General features: G+C 57.9%; 10 protein-coding genes. 9 read left to right on the top strand and 1 reads right to left on the bottom strand.

Annotated features, from left to right (window positions below):
• Positions 1-24 precede the first annotated feature (24 nt).
• The gene (locus tag ROR01S_RS03690) at positions 25-1,233 is read right to left on the bottom strand and encodes a hypothetical protein (RefSeq protein WP_015583708.1); all 1,209 of its coding nucleotides are present in this window, start codon (positions 1,231-1,233) and stop codon (positions 25-27) included.
• A gap of 624 nt (positions 1,234-1,857) precedes the next feature.
• Between ROR01S_RS03690 and ROR01S_RS03685 the strand changes: the two genes are divergently transcribed.
• From ROR01S_RS03685 to bamB, 9 genes are all read left to right on the top strand, one after another.
• A complete protein-coding gene (locus ROR01S_RS03685) occupies positions 1,858-6,807 on the top strand; it encodes an alpha-2-macroglobulin family protein (RefSeq protein ID WP_064359118.1) in 4,950 nt (1,649 codons plus the stop codon).
• Positions 6,808-9,132: a peptidoglycan glycosyltransferase PbpC gene (gene pbpC / locus ROR01S_RS03680; RefSeq protein WP_064359117.1), complete on the top strand. Its 2,325-nt coding sequence runs from the start codon at positions 6,808-6,810 to the stop codon at positions 9,130-9,132.
• Positions 9,133-9,293: 161 nt separating this feature from the next.
• Entirely contained in the window at positions 9,294-9,725 is a 432-nt protein-coding gene (gene ndk / locus ROR01S_RS03675) for a nucleoside-diphosphate kinase (RefSeq protein ID WP_004866348.1), read from the top strand.
• Positions 9,726-10,060: 335 nt separating this feature from the next.
• A complete protein-coding gene (gene rlmN, locus ROR01S_RS03665; RefSeq protein WP_004866345.1) occupies positions 10,061-11,227 on the top strand; it encodes a dual-specificity RNA methyltransferase RlmN in 1,167 nt (388 codons plus the stop codon).
• A gap of 272 nt (positions 11,228-11,499) precedes the next feature.
• Complete coding sequence (gene rodZ / locus ROR01S_RS03660) at positions 11,500-12,468, top strand: cytoskeleton protein RodZ (RefSeq protein ID WP_064359115.1); 969 nt, start codon at positions 11,500-11,502, stop codon at positions 12,466-12,468.
• 26 nt (positions 12,469-12,494) lie between these two features.
• A complete protein-coding gene (gene ispG / locus ROR01S_RS03655; RefSeq protein WP_004866336.1) occupies positions 12,495-13,616 on the top strand; it encodes a flavodoxin-dependent (E)-4-hydroxy-3-methylbut-2-enyl-diphosphate synthase in 1,122 nt (373 codons plus the stop codon).
• A gap of 91 nt (positions 13,617-13,707) precedes the next feature.
• On the top strand, positions 13,708-14,982 hold the full coding sequence (gene hisS, locus ROR01S_RS03650) for a histidine--tRNA ligase (protein ID WP_004866334.1): 1,275 nt from the start codon (positions 13,708-13,710) through the stop codon (positions 14,980-14,982).
• A gap of 34 nt (positions 14,983-15,016) precedes the next feature.
• The gene (locus tag ROR01S_RS03645) at positions 15,017-15,637 is read left to right on the top strand and encodes a YfgM family protein (protein ID WP_015583712.1); all 621 of its coding nucleotides are present in this window, start codon (positions 15,017-15,019) and stop codon (positions 15,635-15,637) included.
• A gap of 10 nt (positions 15,638-15,647) precedes the next feature.
• A complete protein-coding gene (gene bamB, locus ROR01S_RS03640; RefSeq protein ID WP_004866328.1) occupies positions 15,648-16,826 on the top strand; it encodes an outer membrane protein assembly factor BamB in 1,179 nt (392 codons plus the stop codon).
• Positions 16,827-16,869 lie beyond the last annotated feature (43 nt).

The raw sequence follows: 16,869 nt of genomic DNA, 5'->3' as shown, positions 1-16,869 counted from the left end.
TAGGTTCGTAGAAAATGAAACGGTTCAGTCGATCACCGGCGCCAGATAACCCACCAGTATTCCGGCCAGAATGACGGAAACAATCGTCACGGAGATAAACCCGCCAACCAGCATTGGCCCCAGCATGTGCTGAGTCAGCATCTGGCGTTCTTTTTCATCCTGGGTAAGGGCGTTAATGGCTTCGTTGGTGATGATGTAATCCGCCGGGAAGCCGTACAGCGCGGTCAGGGAGATGGCGAATGACATGGCGCCGCTGACGCCGAGCGCTTTCCCCACGAGCCAGGAAACCATAAACATGCCGATAACCGCCGTGGCGATGAGCACCGCCATCGGATAAAGCAGGCGTAGCAGCATCTCCGGCGTTGCTTTGTTCAGGGTATCAAAGATAAACAGCATCAATGCCATGACGGCAAAGCCGAACCCGTTCGCTTTTTGTAGCGTGTGTTTTTCGAGAAACCCTACGGAAGTAAAGACCACGCCAAAAAACAGACACAGCACGAACGGACTGATGCTAACGATGGGTTTTGCCAGGTCGGAGATAAACCAGGCCAGACAGCCGACCATCGCCAGGCGCAGAAATTTAAAATAGCTACTGTTGTAGCTTGCGGGGAGGCGGCTAAACAAACGCGGCATTATTTCTTCGCCGCAGGGGAGGAGGGGCTGTTCTTCAGCGTTTTCATGATGCTGTTTGTTACTGCGGTAGCGCCTGAGCCACGATTTTCCTTCGCGTTGCAGCATGATGGCGGTGAGGGGATAGCCGGCGAATCCCTGCATCACGTAAATCAGAATCGCCAGTACGGACAGATCGACCAGCCCGGCGTTGCTTGCACCTTGCGACATAATTAATGATGACACGATCCCACCGACCAGCGGCGGGATGGTCACCAGCGCGGTGTTGCGGTCAAATAGCAACAGGCTCACCGCGAAGACGGCTACCGTTATCCCGGCAATACCGGCAAGCGCGATGATCACCGTTTTCCACTGGCGCATGAGCTCCTGCAGTGACAGCAGGGTACCCATATTGGTAATCAGCAGATACATCAGCATGATGGCAACGGGCGCCGTGATCCCCGCCCGGCTAATAATATCAGGCGGAAAAAACGTCCAGTATCCGCCCAGAAACAGGACCGCACAGACAAAGACGGAAGGGATCCAGGCTTTGGTGCGGGTAGAGATAACATCGCCTGTATAAAGAATGAAAATAATAATTAACAGCGCGTTCATTTGTGACATAAATAATTCCCATATTACTTATTTAATATATCAATACGGAACGAATGACGGTTGTGCCGTTATTGAATCAGCGGCGCGGGCGGTCAGAACGACTATCCGTTTTTTTAGCCAACGTGGGCATATTGAAAGATACCGGTAATCATGCGATTGAACGGGCTTCGGCAATGAGGTCATTTCTCCGTCGGGAGATGAAAATTGACGACTACCAGCAGTATCAGAGGGCATGAAATATGGCGGTATAGCGTTCAGATAAGAGAAAACGGGCGTATTGTCAATTTATAAAGCGGTAGTGCATTTAATTTCGGAATTAATCAAGGAGGAAAATTATACTCTCAGCCGGTAATTAAATTGCCACATTGTCCGTTTCTGCTTTTTTAAATGCGCGTGGTCACATATTTTATATTTATCGTGCGGGGCGGCAATTTTTCGCCCTCCGCGGACTCAAATACACTGTCGTTATTATTCTCATCGGGTACCAGATAAAGCATATTGCCGAAAGCGTATTATCGGAACATCAGACCGCCTGTGCGATGCCGATAGCATAAGCAATTGGTAATTCCGCCGTTAGCGCATAATAATGTGTTCACTACAGGCATCTGGCTGTTCAGGCCAAGGGGTTAAAGGATGAAACCATTTCGTTTAGCGGCGCTGTCGCTGGCACTGTTGACGGCACTCTCTCTCAGCGGATGCGATGACAGCGGTAAACCGCAGGCCGTCGCGCCAGCCGGCTCTTCCGCTGGGCAAACGGGCACTGCAAAACCGGATAGCGCGCAGCTGGCGGCGCTGGCGGAAAAAAGCAAAGGTAAAGCGCTGACGCTGCTCGACGCCTCGGAAATCCAGCTGGACGGCGCGGCGGCGATGGTGCTCACCTTCTCTGTGCCGCTTAATCCCGATCAGGATTTCTCACGCAGCGTGCATCTTGTCGATAAAAAAAGCGGCAAGGTGGATGGTGCCTGGGAGCTCTCTCCTGACCTGAAAGCGCTGCGGCTACGTCATCTTGAGCCGAAACGCGAACTGATTGTCTCCGTTGACCCGACGCTGAGTGCGCTGAACGCGGCGACCTTTGATAACCATTTTGAAAAAACCATTACCACCCGCGATATTGCTCCGAGCGTCGGTTTTGCCAGCCGCGGCTCGCTGCTGCCGGGCAAAGTGGTTGCCGGGCTGCCGGTTATGGCGCTGAACGTCGATAACGTCGACGTCAACTTTTTCCGTATCAAGCCGGAGTCGCTGTCCGCTTTTGTCAGTCAGTGGGAATATCGTAACTCATTGAGTAACTGGGAGTCTGACGAGCTGTTGAAAATGGCCGATCTGGTCTATACCGGGCGTTTCGATCTCAATCCGGCGCGCAACACGCGGGAGAAACTGCTGCTGCCGCTGGCGGATATTAAGCCGTTGCAGCAGCCGGGCGTTTACGTAGCGGTGATGAATCCGGCGGGACGCTACAGCTATAGCAACGCTGCGACGCTGTTTACGTTGAGCGATATCGGCGTATCGGCGCACCGTTATCGTAACCGGCTGGATGTCTTTACCCAGAGTCTCGAAGACGGTGCGGCGCAATCGGGTATCGATGTGCAGCTGCTGAATGCGAAAGGGCAAACTCTCGCCCAGGCGAAAAGCGACGCCCAGGGGCACGTGACCCTGCAAACCGATGATAAAGAAGCGGCGCTGTTGCTGGCGCGAAAAGACGGGCAGACCACCCTGCTGGATCTCAAACTTCCCGCACTGGATCTGGCCGAGTTCTCGATTGCCGGCGCCCCGGGATTCAGCAAGCAGTTCTTTATGTTTGGTCCGCGCGATCTTTATCGTCCGGGAGAGACGGTCATCCTCAACGCGCTGCTCCGTGACGGCGACGGCAAACCGCTGGCCGAGCAGCCGGTGAAGTTCGACGTGGTTCAGCCGGACGGTCAGGTGATCCGCTCGCTGGTCAGCAAACCGGTCAATGGTCTGTATCAGTTTACCTGGCCGCTTGATAGCGGGGCGGCGACCGGTATGTGGCATATCCGCGCCAGCACCGGCGACAATCAGCCGCGCGAGTGGGATTTCCACGTCGAAGATTTTATGCCTGAGCGTATGGCGCTGAATCTGACGCCGCAAAATACCCCGCTGGCCATGGATGCCGATGTGCGCTTTAACGTTGCCGGCGCCTATCTGTATGGCGCCCCGGCCAGCGGCAATCAGCTCCAGGGAAAACTGTTCCTGCGTCCGCTGCGCGATGCGGTTGCGGCGCTGCCGGGCTTCCAGTTTGGTGATATTGCCGAAGAAAACCTCTCCCGCAGCCTGGATGAAGTCCAGACGACGCTGGATGAAAAAGGCCATGCCGACGTGACTACCGCCAGCCAGTGGCAGGATAGCCATTCGCCGCTGCAGGTGGTTTTACAGGCCAGCCTGCTGGAGTCGGGCGGCCGACCGGTTACCCGTACCGTACAGCAGCCGATCTGGCCGGCCGATACGCTGCCGGGGATCCGCCCTGAATTTGCCCTCAAAGAGGTCTACGACTATCGCACCGACAGTACGGTGAAACAGCCGGTGGTAGAAGAAAACAGCACCGCGGCGTTTGAGATTGTCTACGCCGATGCCAAAGGCGAGAAAAAAGCGGTCTCCGGGCTACAGGTACGGCTGATTCGCGAGCGCCGCGACTACTACTGGAACTGGTCTGACGGCGAAGGCTGGCAGTCGCAGTTCGATCAAAAAGATCTGCAGGAAGGCGAACAGTCTCTGGATCTGCAGGCCGGGCAAACGGCGAAAGTGAGTTTCCCGGTGGAGTGGGGATCCTACCGCCTGGAAGTGAAGGGGCCTGATGACGTGATCAGCAGCGTGCGCTTCTGGGCGGGCTACAGCTGGCAGGATAACAGCGATGGCACAGGAGCCGCGCGTCCGGATCGGGTCACCATGAAGCTGGACAAAGCGGCCTATAAACCGGGGGACACTATCAAACTGCATATCGCCGCGCCTGCGGCGGGAAAAGGTTATGCGATGGTTGAATCCAGCGAAGGGCCGCTGTGGTGGCAGGAAATTGACGTCCCGGCGGAGGGTATGGCGCTGTCGATTCCGGTCGATAAAACCTGGAACCGTCACGATCTCTACCTCAGCACCCTGGTGATTCGCCCCGGGGATAAATCCCGCTCGGCGACGCCAAAACGGGCGGTGGGTCTGCTGCACCTGCCGCTGGGCGATGAAAACCGCCGCCTGACGCTTGCGCTGGATGCACCAGAAAAAATACGCCCGAATCAGCCGCTGACGGTGAAAATCAAAGCCAGCGTGGCGCAGGGGGAGGTGCCAAAACAGGTCAATGTGCTGCTCTCCGCCGTGGACAGCGGCGTGCTGAATATCACCGATTACGCCACTCCGGATCCGTGGAAGGCTTTCTTTGGTCAGAAGCGTTACGGCGCGGATATTTATGATATCTACGGTCAGGTGATTGAAGGGCAGGGGCGTCTCGCCAGCCTGCGCTTCGGCGGTGACGGCGATGAACTCAAACGCGGCGGTAAACCGCCGGTTAACCACGTCACGATTATTGCCCAGCAGGCGCAGCCGGTGATCCTGGACGAGCGTGGCGAAGGCGCGGTGACGCTGCCGATTGGCGATTTCAACGGCGAGCTGCGGGTGATGGCGCAGGCGTGGACCGCCGATGATTTTGGCAGCAGCGACGAGAAAGTGGTGGTGGCCGCGCCGCTAATTGCCGAGCTGAATACGCCGCGCTTCCTCGCCAACGGCGACGCAACCCGGCTGGCGCTGGATCTGCGTAACCTCACCGACAGGCCGCAAACGCTGAACGTCGCGCTGAGCGCCAGCGGTTTGCTGCAGCTTGATGGCGCGGCCATTCCTCCGCTACAGCTGGCGCCCGGCGCGCGCAGTACGCTGTTTGTCCCGGTGAGCGCCCGCGATGGTTTTGGCGATGGTCAGGTGAATGCCACGATTACCGGCGTGGCTCTGCCGGGTGAGACCTTCCCTCCGATGCAGAAACAGTGGAAAATTGGCGTACGTCCGGCCTTCCCGGCGCAAACCGTGAATAGTGGCGTGGTGCTGCAACCGGGGGAACGCTGGCAGGCGCCAGTCGGGCAAACCCAGGGGTTCTCACCGGCGACGCTGCAGGGACAGCTGGTGTTCAGCGGTAAGCCGCCGTTGAATCTCGCCCGCTATATTCGCGACCTGAAAGCCTATCCCTATGGCTGCCTGGAACAGACCGCCAGCGGTCTGTTCCCGTCGCTTTACACCAACGCCGCGCAGCTCAAAGCATTGGGCATCGCCGGCGACAGTGATGAAAAGCGCCGTGCGGCGGTAGAGATCGGTATTTCCCGACTGCTGCATATGCAGCGTGACGATGGCGGATTTGCGCTGTGGGACAAAGAGGGGCCGGAAGAGTACTGGCTGACCGCCTATGCCATGGATTTCCTTGTGAGAGCAGGCGAGCAGGGCTATAGCGTACCGACTCAGGCGATGAATAACGGTAACCAGCGTCTGCTGCGCTATCTGCAGGAGCCGGGACTGATGACCGTTCGCTACAGCGATGACGCGGCGGCCAGCCGTTTCGCCGCTCAGGCCTATGCCGCCCTGGTGCTGGCCCGTCAGCAAAAAGCCCCCCTTGGTGCCCTCCGCGAAATCTGGAGTCGTCATGAGCAGGCGCGTTCTGGCCTGCCTCTGCTGCAGCTGGGGATCGCCCTTAAAGCGATGGGCGATGCGCCGCGCGCTGAGCAGGCGTTGACGCTGGCGATGAGTACGCCGCGTCAGGATACTGACCGCTGGCTGGGCGATTATGGCAGCGCCCTGCGCGATGATGCGCTGAAGCTGGCCCTGCTGGAGGAGAATCAACTGCTGCCGGATGCGCAGAACACCTTACTGAGCACCCTTGCGGAAGAGGCCTACGGTCAGCGCTGGCTTTCAACCCAGGAGACCAATGCGCTGTTCCTGGCCGGCCGGACATTACAGGGCTTACCCGGCAGCTGGCAGGCGCAAACCTCATTGCAGGCGCAGCCGCTGGCGGCGGATAAAGCGCAGACCCGCAATCTGAGCGCTGAACAGCTGGCGACCCTGCAGGTCAGCAACACCGGCGATCGTCCGCTCTGGTTGCGCCTTGATAGCAGCGGATACCCGCTCGCTGCGCCGCAGGCCACGGGGAACGTACTGGGCATTGAGCGTCAAATCTTTGATACCCGCGGTCTGCAGAAGTCGCTGACCTCGCTGCGTAGCGGCGAGCTGGTGCTGGTGAAGCTGGAGGTAACCGCCAAACGCAATGTTCCGGATGCGCTGGTGGTGGACCTGCTGCCGGCGGGACTGGAGCTGGAAAACCAGAACCTGGCGAACAGCAGCGCCAGCCTGCAGGAGAACGGCGACGCGGTGCAGAACCTGCTTAACCAGATGCAGCAGGCGGATATTCAGCACATCGAGTTTCGTGACGATCGCTTTGTCGCCGCCGTGGCAATTAACGAAGGGCAGCCGGTGACGCTGGTGTATCTGGCGCGCGCGGTCACGCCGGGAACATATCAGGTTCCGCAGCCGCAGGTAGAGTCGATGTATATTCCGCAGTGGCGGGCGACCGGCGCGGCCAGCGGTCCGCTGACTGTTACCCCGTAAATGCGGCGGCTGCGACAGATAAAACGCCGCTGGCGCTGGCTGGCGGCGTTGATCATTATGCTATGGCTGGCGGTGCTGGCGGCCGATCGTCTGTGGCCGTTGCCGCTGCATGAGGTGGCGCCGGCTCGGGTGGTGGTAGCGGAAGATGGCACGCCGCTGTGGCGCTTTGCGGATAAGCAGGGAGTCTGGCGCTATCCGGTCGCTCTCGATGATGTGTCGCCGCGCTATCTGCAGGCGCTGATCCAGTATGAAGATCGCTGGTTCTGGCGGCATCCGGGGGTGAACCCGTTTGCGGTTATTCGCGCGGCCTGGCAAGACCTGACCGCCGGGCGAGTCGTCTCCGGTGGCAGCACGTTGACTATGCAGGTCGCGAGGCTGCTCGATCCCCATCCCCGAACCTTCGGCGGCAAGCTGCGCCAGCTCTGGCGCGCGCTGCAGCTGGAGTGGCATTTATCAAAAAGCGAGATCCTGACGCTGTATCTTAACCGCGCCCCCTTTGGCGGGACGCTGCAGGGAATTGGCGCTGCCAGCTGGGCCTATCTCGGTAAACCCCCCGCGCAGCTCAGCTATGGTGAAGCGGCCCTGCTGGCCGTGCTGCCGCAGGCGCCGAGCCGCCTACGTCCGGACCGCTGGCCGCAGCGGGCTCAGGCCGCGCGGGATAAAGTACTGACGCGGATGCGCAGTCAGGGGGTCTGGCCCGATAAGGCGGTACAGGAGGCGATTGAAGAACCGGTATGGCTGTTTCCACGACAGATGCCGCAGCTGGCGCCGCTTTTTTCCCGGCGGGCACTGGTGAGCGGCCGCCGGGAGAAAGTGGTGACGACGCTGGATGCCGGGCTCCAGCGTCAGCTGGAAGATCTGGCGCTCAACTGGAAATCGCGCCTGCCGCCGCGTAGCTCGCTGGCGATGGTGGTGGTCGACCATACCAGTATGAAAGTGCGGGGCTGGGTCGGGTCGGCAGATATTTCCGACGATAGTCGCTTCGGGCATATCGATATGGTCTCGGCGATTCGTTCGCCGGGTTCAGTCTTAAAACCGTTTGTCTACGGTATGGCGTTGGATGACGGGCTTATTCATCCGGCATCTTTATTACAGGATGTGCCGCGCCGCTTTAGTGATTACCGGCCCGGAAATTTTGATAGCGGTTTCCATGGGCCGGTCAGCGCCAGCGAAGCGCTGGTGCGCTCGCTGAATCTTCCGGCGGTTCAGGTGCTTGAAGCCTATGGGCCGAAGCGCTTCGCCGCCAACTTACGCAATGCCGGTTTGCCGCTGATATTACCGGCCGGCGCGGAACCCAACCTGTCGCTGATCCTCGGCGGGACGGGAGCAAAACTGGAAGATATTGTGGCCGGATATAGCGCCTTCGCCCGCCATGGCAAGGTCGCGCGATTGCGGATGACGCCGGATGACCCGCTGGTGGAAAGACCGCTGTTGTCGCCGGGGGCGGCCTGGATAGTCCGGCGAATTTTGGCTGGCGAGGCCCAGCCGGTGCCGGACGCTTCGTTGGTGCAGGTGGTTCCGCTGGCGTGGAAAACCGGGACCAGCTACGGCTACCGCGATGCCTGGGCCATTGGCGTCAATGCCCGCTACCTGATCGGTATCTGGACCGGACGGCCGGACGGCACCCCGGTGGTGGGGCAGTTTGGTTTTGCCAGCGCGGTGCCTCTGCTGAACCAGGTCAATAATATGCTGCTGGCGCGACCGGCCATGGGACGCGGCGGTCTGCCCACCGATCCGCGTCCGCAGACGGTCAGCGCGGCAACGATCTGCTGGCCCGGCGGGCAGAGCCTGGCATCAGGCGATAGCAACTGTCGACGTCGACTGGCGACATGGCTGCTGGAAGACAGCCAGCCGCCGACGCTGCTGTTGCCGGGCCAGGAAGAGGGGCGCGGTATTCGCTTCCCCATCTGGTTAGATGAGCAGGGACGGCGGGTGGCGGCGGATTGCCCCGGCGCGGTGCGGAAAGTCGTCGATGTCTGGCCGCTGCCGCTGGAGTCCTGGCTGCCCCCTGCGGAGCGGCGGGCAGCCCGCCTGGGCGCGGTTTCACCGGACTGCCCGCCGCCGCAGGCGACGGATGTGGCGCCGCTGGTGCTGTCAGGCGTGCGCGAGGGGGCGGTGATTAAACGTTTACCGGGAACGGCGCGGGTCATGCTGGCGTTGCAGACAACCGGTGGCGAAGGGCGGCGCTGGTGGTTTCTTAATGGCGAATCCCAGACTACCGCTGGCGCCAGCGTCACGCTGCCGCTGGAGCGACCCGACCGTTATCAACTGGTCGTCATGGACGAGAGTGGCCAGGTGGCGACGGCGAATTTTACCCTGGAATAGCGGCAGATGCCCAATTCCCCTGTTTTATGTGTTGCTAAAACTCGTCTTATTTTAACAAAATGTTACCTTCATCCATAGGCAGCGCCGGTGTTGCTCATTATAATGCGCGCCAGGCCATACGATCGTATGCGCAACAACAGAACATTTTATTAGAGGTAATCATGGCTATTGAACGTACTTTTTCCATCATCAAACCAAACGCGGTGGCAAAAAACGTTATTGGCAGCATCTTTTCTCGCTTTGAAGCTGCAGGGTTCAAAATCGTCGGCACCAAAATGCTGCACCTGACCGTTGAACAGGCTCGCGGTTTCTACGCTGAGCACGAAGGTCGCCCGTTCTTTGACGGTCTGGTTGAGTTCATGACTTCCGGCCCGATCGTGGTCTCCGTTCTGGAAGGCGAAAACGCCGTTCAGCGTCACCGTGACCTGCTGGGCGCAACTAACCCGGACAACGCCCTGGCAGGCACCCTGCGCGCAGACTACGCCGACAGCTTCACCGAGAACGGCACCCACGGTTCCGACTCCGTTGAATCTGCCGCTCGCGAAATTGCGTTCTTCTTCGCCGAAGGCGAGGTTTGCCCGCGCACTCGCTAATCTCCTGCGTCTTTCAGGCCACTGCTTTGTTGGCTTCATTCGCGCACCCGGGTCACATAGTTATCTCTGTTCCCGGGGATTTGCGAACGTGCCGTCTCGCCGTGAGCTGAAATACTTTGGCGATCCTGGTCCTCGTCTTTTCGCCAATCGAAAAGCCATAGAGGATGAAGTACGCAGCAACAGATTTTTTCATCATTGCCGCGTGCAAACGTGGTATTGATGCAGCAGAATTTGTACAATGCAGCGCCCCTATGAACGAGCACTCGTTCATAGGGGCGTTTCTTTTTTCAACCCTCCTGGGGCCATAACGTGTAACAACGAGGCCGGAATAGATTATGTCTGAACATATTGTCACACCTGATACCGCCGCTCTGACGGTGCCGAACAAAGATGCCAAAATCAACCTGCTGGACCTGAACCGTCAGCAGATGCGCGAGTTTTTCAAAAACATGGGTGAAAAACCCTTCCGCGCCGATCAGGTGATGAAATGGATGTATCACTACTGCAGCGACAACTTTGATGATATGACCGATATCAACAAGGTGCTGCGCAACAAGCTGAAGGAAGTCGCGGAGATTCGCGCGCCGGAAGTCGTTGAGGAGCAGCGCTCCAGCGACGGTACCATTAAATGGGCGATTGCCGTCGGCGATCAGCGCGTGGAAACGGTCTATATTCCGGAAGACGATCGTGCGACGCTGTGCGTTTCGTCGCAGGTTGGGTGCGCTTTAGAGTGTAAATTCTGCTCGACCGCGCAGCAGGGTTTTAACCGCAATCTGCGGGTTTCAGAAATTATCGGCCAGGTATGGCGCGCGGCGAAAATCGTCGGTGCGGCCAAAATTACCGGCCAACGCCCGATCACCAACGTGGTGATGATGGGGATGGGCGAGCCGCTGCTGAACCTGACTAACGTCGTTCCGGCGATGGAAATCATGCTGGACGATTTCGGTTTTGGCCTGTCGAAACGTCGCGTGACGCTTTCTACTTCTGGCGTGGTCCCGGCGCTGGATAAGCTCGGCGATATGATCGACGTGGCGCTGGCGATCTCCCTGCACGCCCCCAACGATACGATTCGTGATGAGATCGTGCCGATCAACAAGAAATATAATATTGAGACCTTCCTGAACTCGGTTCGCGGCTATATTTCGAAATCCAACGCTAACCAGGGTCGCGTCACCATTGAGTACGTCATGCTGGATCACGTCAACGATGGTACCGAGCATGCCCATGAACTGGCGGCGCTGTTGAAAGATACGCCGTGCAAGATCAACCTGATTCCCTGGAACCCGTTCCCGGGGGCGCCGTACGGCCGTAGTTCAAACAGCCGTATCGACCGTTTCTCCAAGGTGCTGATGGAATATGGCTTTACCACTATCGTGCGTAAAACGCGCGGCGATGACATTGACGCCGCCTGTGGACAGCTGGCCGGCGATGTTATCGACCGGACCAAGCGTACGCTGCGTAAACGCATGCAGGGCGAAGCCATCGATGTGAAGACGGTCTGATAAATGACGCAGCGCACGGCATGAAGCATGCGCTGCGGATTTATGCCTAATCGCCAGGCGAAATACGCTGATTCGGGCAATAATTACGGTGCGTTTTTGTCGACTTTGAGGCAGTATGTAGCGGCACTACAACCGCTTAGCATTCAATATTGATAAGTATCTGTGATAGTGGGTCATACGGACTTATACTCTTCGTGTGACGTTTAGCAGATGTTTCGCGGCGCGGGGTTAACCGGCGCTGAACTTTAAATTCACGTACCAGTAGTTGTCGAATGAACACTGAAGCCACTCAAGACCATCAAGAAGCAAATACGACGGGCGCGCGTCTACGTCATGCCCGTGAACAACTCGGACTCAGCCAGCAAGCGGTGGCGGAGCGCTTATGCCTGAAAGTTTCCACGGTTCGTGATATTGAAGACGACAAGGCGCCGGCCGACCTGGCCTCTACGTTCCTGCGCGGCTACATCCGCTCCTATGCGCGCCTTGTGCACATTCCGGAAGATGAACTGCTGCCAATGATGGCAAAACAGGCCCCGATTCGTGCCGCGAAAGTTGCGCCGATGCAGAGCTTCTCCCTGGGAAAACGCCGTAAAAAGCGTGACGGCTGGCTGATGAGCTTCACCTGGCTGGTGCTGTTTGTGGTCATTGGCCTCAGCGGCGCCTGGTGGTGGCAAGACCATAAGGCCCAGCAGGAAGAAATTACCTCAATGGCCGACCAGTCAACCGCTGAACTGAATGCGGGCGACAGCAGCCAGAGTATTCCGCTGGATACCGGTGCCGGCAGCACGGCAGCGGACAGCACTGCCAACAGCGCGCCGGTTGATACCACCCCTGCGCCGACGGCCTCTACCCAGGCACCGGTTGATAATAACGCCGTTGTGGCGCCGTCTCAGGCCAATGTGGATAGCGCACCGACTGCCGCAGCGCCGACCTCTCCACTGCCAACCGCCCCGGCTAATGCCGCCGCTACCGCCGCTGCGGCCCAGGATTTGGTCCTGAACTTCTCTGCCGACTGCTGGCTGGAAGTGAGCGATGCAACCGGTAAAAAACTGTTCAGCGGTTTGCAACGTAAGGGCGGTAATCTGAACCTGAGCGGTCAGGCGCCTTATAAGCTGAAAATTGGCGCGCCGGCAGCGGTACAGATTCAGTATCTGGGTAAACCCGTCGATTTGAGTCGTTTTATCAGAACTAACCAGGTTGCGCGTCTGACCCTTAATGCCGAAACATCACCGGCGCAGTAACAGACGGGTAACGCGGGAGATTTTTCATGCATAACCAGGCTCCGATTCAACGTAGAAAATCAAAACGTATTTACGTTGGGAATGTGCCGATTGGCGATGGTGCTCCCATCGCCGTACAGTCGATGACCAATACTCGCACCACCGATGTGGCTGCGACGGTAAACCAAATCAAAGCCTTAGAGCGCGTTGGCGCGGATATCGTCCGCGTCTCCGTTCCGACGATGGATGCAGCGGAAGCGTTCAGGCTCATCAAGCAGCAGGTCAACGTCCCGCTGGTCGCCGATATCCACTTTGACTACCGTATTGCCCTGAAAGTGGCGGAGTACGGTGTGGACTGCCTGCGTATCAACCCGGGCAACATCGGAAACGAAGAACGTATCCGCATGGTGGTTGATTGCGCCCGCGATAAAAATATTCCTATCCGTATCGGCGTCAACGCCGGTTCGCTGGAAAAAGATCTGCAGGAAAAGTACGGCGAACCAACGCCGCAGGCGTTGCTGGAATCAGCCATGCGTCATGTCGATCATCTCGATCGTCTCAACTTCGATCGCTTTAAGGTCAGCGTGAAGGCTTCCGATGTCTTCCTGGCGGTGGAATCTTATCGTCTGCTGGCGAAGCAGATCGATCAGCCGCTGCACCTTGGGATCACTGAAGCCGGCGGCGCCCGCAGCGGCGCGGTGAAGTCGGCGATCGGCCTGGGGCTGCTGCTGTCTGAAGGGATCGGCGATACCCTGCGCGTTTCCCTGGCGGCGGATCCGGTTGAAGAGATCAAGGTCGGTTTCGACATTCTGAAATCCCTGCGCATCCGCGCCCGCGGGATCAACTTCATCGCTTGCCCGACCTGTTCGCGTCAGGAGTTCGACGTTATCGGCACCGTTAACGCGCTGGAGCAACGTCTGGAAGACATTATTACGCCGATGGATATTTCGATTATCGGTTGCGTGGTGAACGGTCCGGGCGAAGCGCTGGTTTCAACGCTTGGCGTGACCGGCGGCAATAAAAAAAGCGGCCTCTATGAAGATGGCGTGCGTAAAGACAGGCTGGACAACGACGATATGATCGATCAGCTGGAAGCACGGATTCGTGCTAAAGCCTCGATGCTTGATGAAGCGCGTCGCATCAATGTTCAGCAGGTTGAAGAGAAATAATCCGGGGCGGTGTATCACTTCCCGTGTATGATTGAACCCGCAGACGCGCGGCGTCGGGGTTCATTTTTGTATATAAATAAAGAGAATAAACGTGGCAAAGAACATTCAAGCCATCCGTGGCATGAACGATTATCTGCCGGGCGAGACCGCTCTCTGGCAGCGCATTGAAGGCTCACTGAAACAGGTGCTCGGCAGCTACGGTTACAGCGAAATCCGTTTGCCGATTGTAGAGCAGACCCCGTTATTCAAACGCGCGATCGGCGAAGTGACCGACGTGGTTGAAAAAGAGATGTACACCTTTGAGGACCGCAATGGCGATAGCCTGACGCTGCGTCCGGAAGGGACGGCGGGCTGCGTACGTGCCGGCATCGAACATGGTCTCCTGTACAATCAAGAACAGCGTCTGTGGTACGTCGGGCCGATGTTCCGCCACGAACGTCCGCAGAAAGGGCGCTATCGCCAGTTCCACCAGATGGGCGTTGAAGTCTTTGGCCTGCAGGGGCCGGATATCGATGCTGAGCTGATCATGCTGACCGCTCGCTGGTGGCGTGAGCTGGGCATCGCTGACCACGTTGCGCTGGAGCTGAACTCCATCGGTTCGCTGGAAGCGCGTGCAACCTATCGCGATGCGCTGGTCGCCTATCTTGAGCAGTTTAAAGATAAGCTCGACGAAGACTGCAAACGCCGCATGTATACCAACCCGCTGCGCGTCCTCGATTCCAAAAATCCGGAAGTACAGGCGCTGCTCAACGATGCACCTGCGCTGGGCGACTACCTGGACGAAGACTCCAGAGCGCATTTCGCGGGCCTGTGTGCCCTGCTGGACGATGCTGGGATTCGCTATACCGTCAATCAGCGCCTGGTGCGCGGCCTGGATTATTATAACCGTACCGTGTTTGAGTGGGTCACCACCAGCCTCGGTTCCCAGGGAACGGTCTGTGCCGGCGGTCGTTATGATGGTCTGGTAGAGCAGCTGGGCGGGCGCGCAACGCCGGCCGTAGGCTTCGCTATGGGGCTGGAACGTCTTGTTTTACTGGTTCAGGCAGTAAATCCGGAATTTAAAGCCGATCCTGTTGTCGATATATACCTGGTGGCTTCCGGAACCGATACCCAGTCTGCAGCGATGCGTCTGGCTGAGCGGGTTCGCGATGAGCTGCCCGGCGCTAAGCTGATGACCAACCACGGCGGCGGCAACTTTAAGAAACAGTTTGCCCGCGCGGATAAATGGGGCGCTCGCGTTGCTCTGGTGGTCGGTGAATCAGAAATTGCTGACGGAAACGTGGTAGTGAAGGATTTACGCTCAGGTGAGCAAACTACCGTAACGCAGGATAGCGTTGCTGCGCATTTGCGCGCACTTCTGGGTTAATCTCCCGGGAATCATTAGTCAGGAGAAGGACTGCGTGGAAACGTATAACAACGAAAACGATCAGGTCGATGCGCTCAAGCGTTTCTTTGCCGAAAATGGCAAAGCGCTGGCCGTTGGTGTGATTTTAGGGATTGGCGCGTTGGTTGGCTGGCGCTACTGGAGTTCTCATCAGCAGGATACGGCGAGAGAATCCTCTTTAGCCTATGAAAACGCCATTTCCGCGCTCAAATCAGACAAGCCGGAAGCGATCGGTTCGGCGGAAAAGTTTGCTGCCGATAGCAAAAACAGCTATGGCGCGTTTGCTTCTCTGGAGCTGGCCCAGCGTTTTGTCGATAAGAACGATCTGCAAAATGCCGAAAAGCAGCTTCAGCAGGGCCTGGCCGCCGCGCCGGATGATAACCTGAAGTCGGTTATCAATATGCGTCTTGCGCGTGTGCAGCTGCAGCTGAAGAAACCTGATGAAGCGCTGAAAACCCTTGATGGTATTAAAGGTGAAGGCTGGGTCGCTATTGTTGCCGATCTCCGTGGTGAGATTCTGCTTAACAAAGGCGATAAGCAAGGCGCTCGCGCGGCCTGGGAAGCTGGCGTGAAAAGCGATGCTTCACCTGCGCTCAGCGAAATGATGCGTATGAAAATAAATAATCTGTCCATCTGAGAGGGACTCGATGCAATTGCGTAAATTACTTTTGCCAGGGCTGCTTTCCGTTACCTTATTAAGCGGTTGTTCGTTGTTTAACAGCGAAGAAGATGTGGTGAAAATGTCACCGCTGCCGACGGTGGAAAATCAGTTTACGCCGTCCACGTCCTGGAGCACCTCTGTTGGCGATGGTATCGGCGATTTCTATTCTAACCTGCACCCGGCTTTTGCCGACGGCGTAGTCTATGCGGCCGATCGTAAGGGCACCGTCAAAGCGCTGAACGCTGACGACGGGAAAGAGGTGTGGTCGGTGAACCTGGCTGAAAAAGACGGCTGGTTCTCTCGCACGCCTGCGCTGCTCTCTGGCGGTATCACCGTTTCCGGTGGTCATGTCTATATCGGCAGCGAAAAAGCGCAGCTGTTCGCCCTGAATACCAGCGATGGTACAGTGGCGTGGCAGGCTCGCGTTGCGGGTGAAGCGATTTCTCGCCCGGTCGTCAGCGACGGCATGGTTCTGGTTCACACCAGTAACGGCCAGCTGCAGGCGCTGAATGAAGCGGATGGGGCGGTGAAGTGGACCGTTAACCTGGATATGCCGGCGCTCTCTCTGCGCGGTGAATCTGCTCCGGCGACCGCCTATGGCGCAGCCATCGTTGGCGGCGATAACGGTCGCGTTAGCGCCGTGCTGATGCAGCAAGGGCAGATTATCTGGCAGCAGCGTATCTCCCAGGCGACCGGACCGACGGAAATCGATCGTCTGAATGACGTCGATACGACCCCGGTTATCGTCAACGGTGTGGTATACACGCTGGCGTATAATGGCAACCTGACCGCGCTGGATCTGCGCAGCGGCCAGATCATGTGGAAGCGTGAGCTGGGTTCCGTGAACGACTTTATCGTTGACGGCAACCGTATCTACCTGGTCGATCAGAATGACCGCATCCTGGCGCTCTCCACCGAAGGTGGCGTGACGCTGTGGACGCAAAGCGATCTATTGCATCGCCTGCTGACCGCGCCGGTGTTGTATAATGGCAACCTGGTGGTCGGTGATAGCGAAGGCTATATGCACTGGGTGAACCCGGAAGATGGTCACTTTGTGGCTCAGCAGAAAGTGGATAGCTCCGGCTTCCGTACCGACGCGGTGGTAGCCGATGGTCGACTGCTGATCCAGGCAACCGACGGCACGCTGTATTCTATTACGCGTTAGTCGTGGCGGCTTACCCCGCGGCTCTTGAGTTTCTTCGCGGCGG

It is taken from the genome of Klebsiella ornithinolytica NBRC 105727 = ATCC 31898 (genome assembly GCF_001598295.1).
Lineage (GTDB): Bacteria > Pseudomonadota > Gammaproteobacteria > Enterobacterales > Enterobacteriaceae > Klebsiella > Klebsiella ornithinolytica.
This window is presented reverse-complemented; position numbering and strand designations above follow the sequence as displayed.

Coding starts and splice junctions, on each gene's coding strand:
- ROR01S_RS03690 (WP_015583708.1), bottom strand. CDS start 1,233: ATGTCACAAATGAACGCGCTGTTAATTATTATTTTCATTCTTTATACA.
- ROR01S_RS03685 (WP_064359118.1), top strand. CDS start 1,858: ATGAAACCATTTCGTTTAGCGGCGCTGTCGCTGGCACTGTTGACGGCA.
- pbpC (WP_064359117.1), top strand. CDS start 6,808: ATGCGGCGGCTGCGACAGATAAAACGCCGCTGGCGCTGGCTGGCGGCG.
- ndk (WP_004866348.1), top strand. CDS start 9,294: ATGGCTATTGAACGTACTTTTTCCATCATCAAACCAAACGCGGTGGCA.
- rlmN (WP_004866345.1), top strand. CDS start 10,061: ATGTCTGAACATATTGTCACACCTGATACCGCCGCTCTGACGGTGCCG.
- rodZ (WP_064359115.1), top strand. CDS start 11,500: ATGAACACTGAAGCCACTCAAGACCATCAAGAAGCAAATACGACGGGC.
- ispG (WP_004866336.1), top strand. CDS start 12,495: ATGCATAACCAGGCTCCGATTCAACGTAGAAAATCAAAACGTATTTAC.
- bamB (WP_004866328.1), top strand. CDS start 15,648: ATGCAATTGCGTAAATTACTTTTGCCAGGGCTGCTTTCCGTTACCTTA.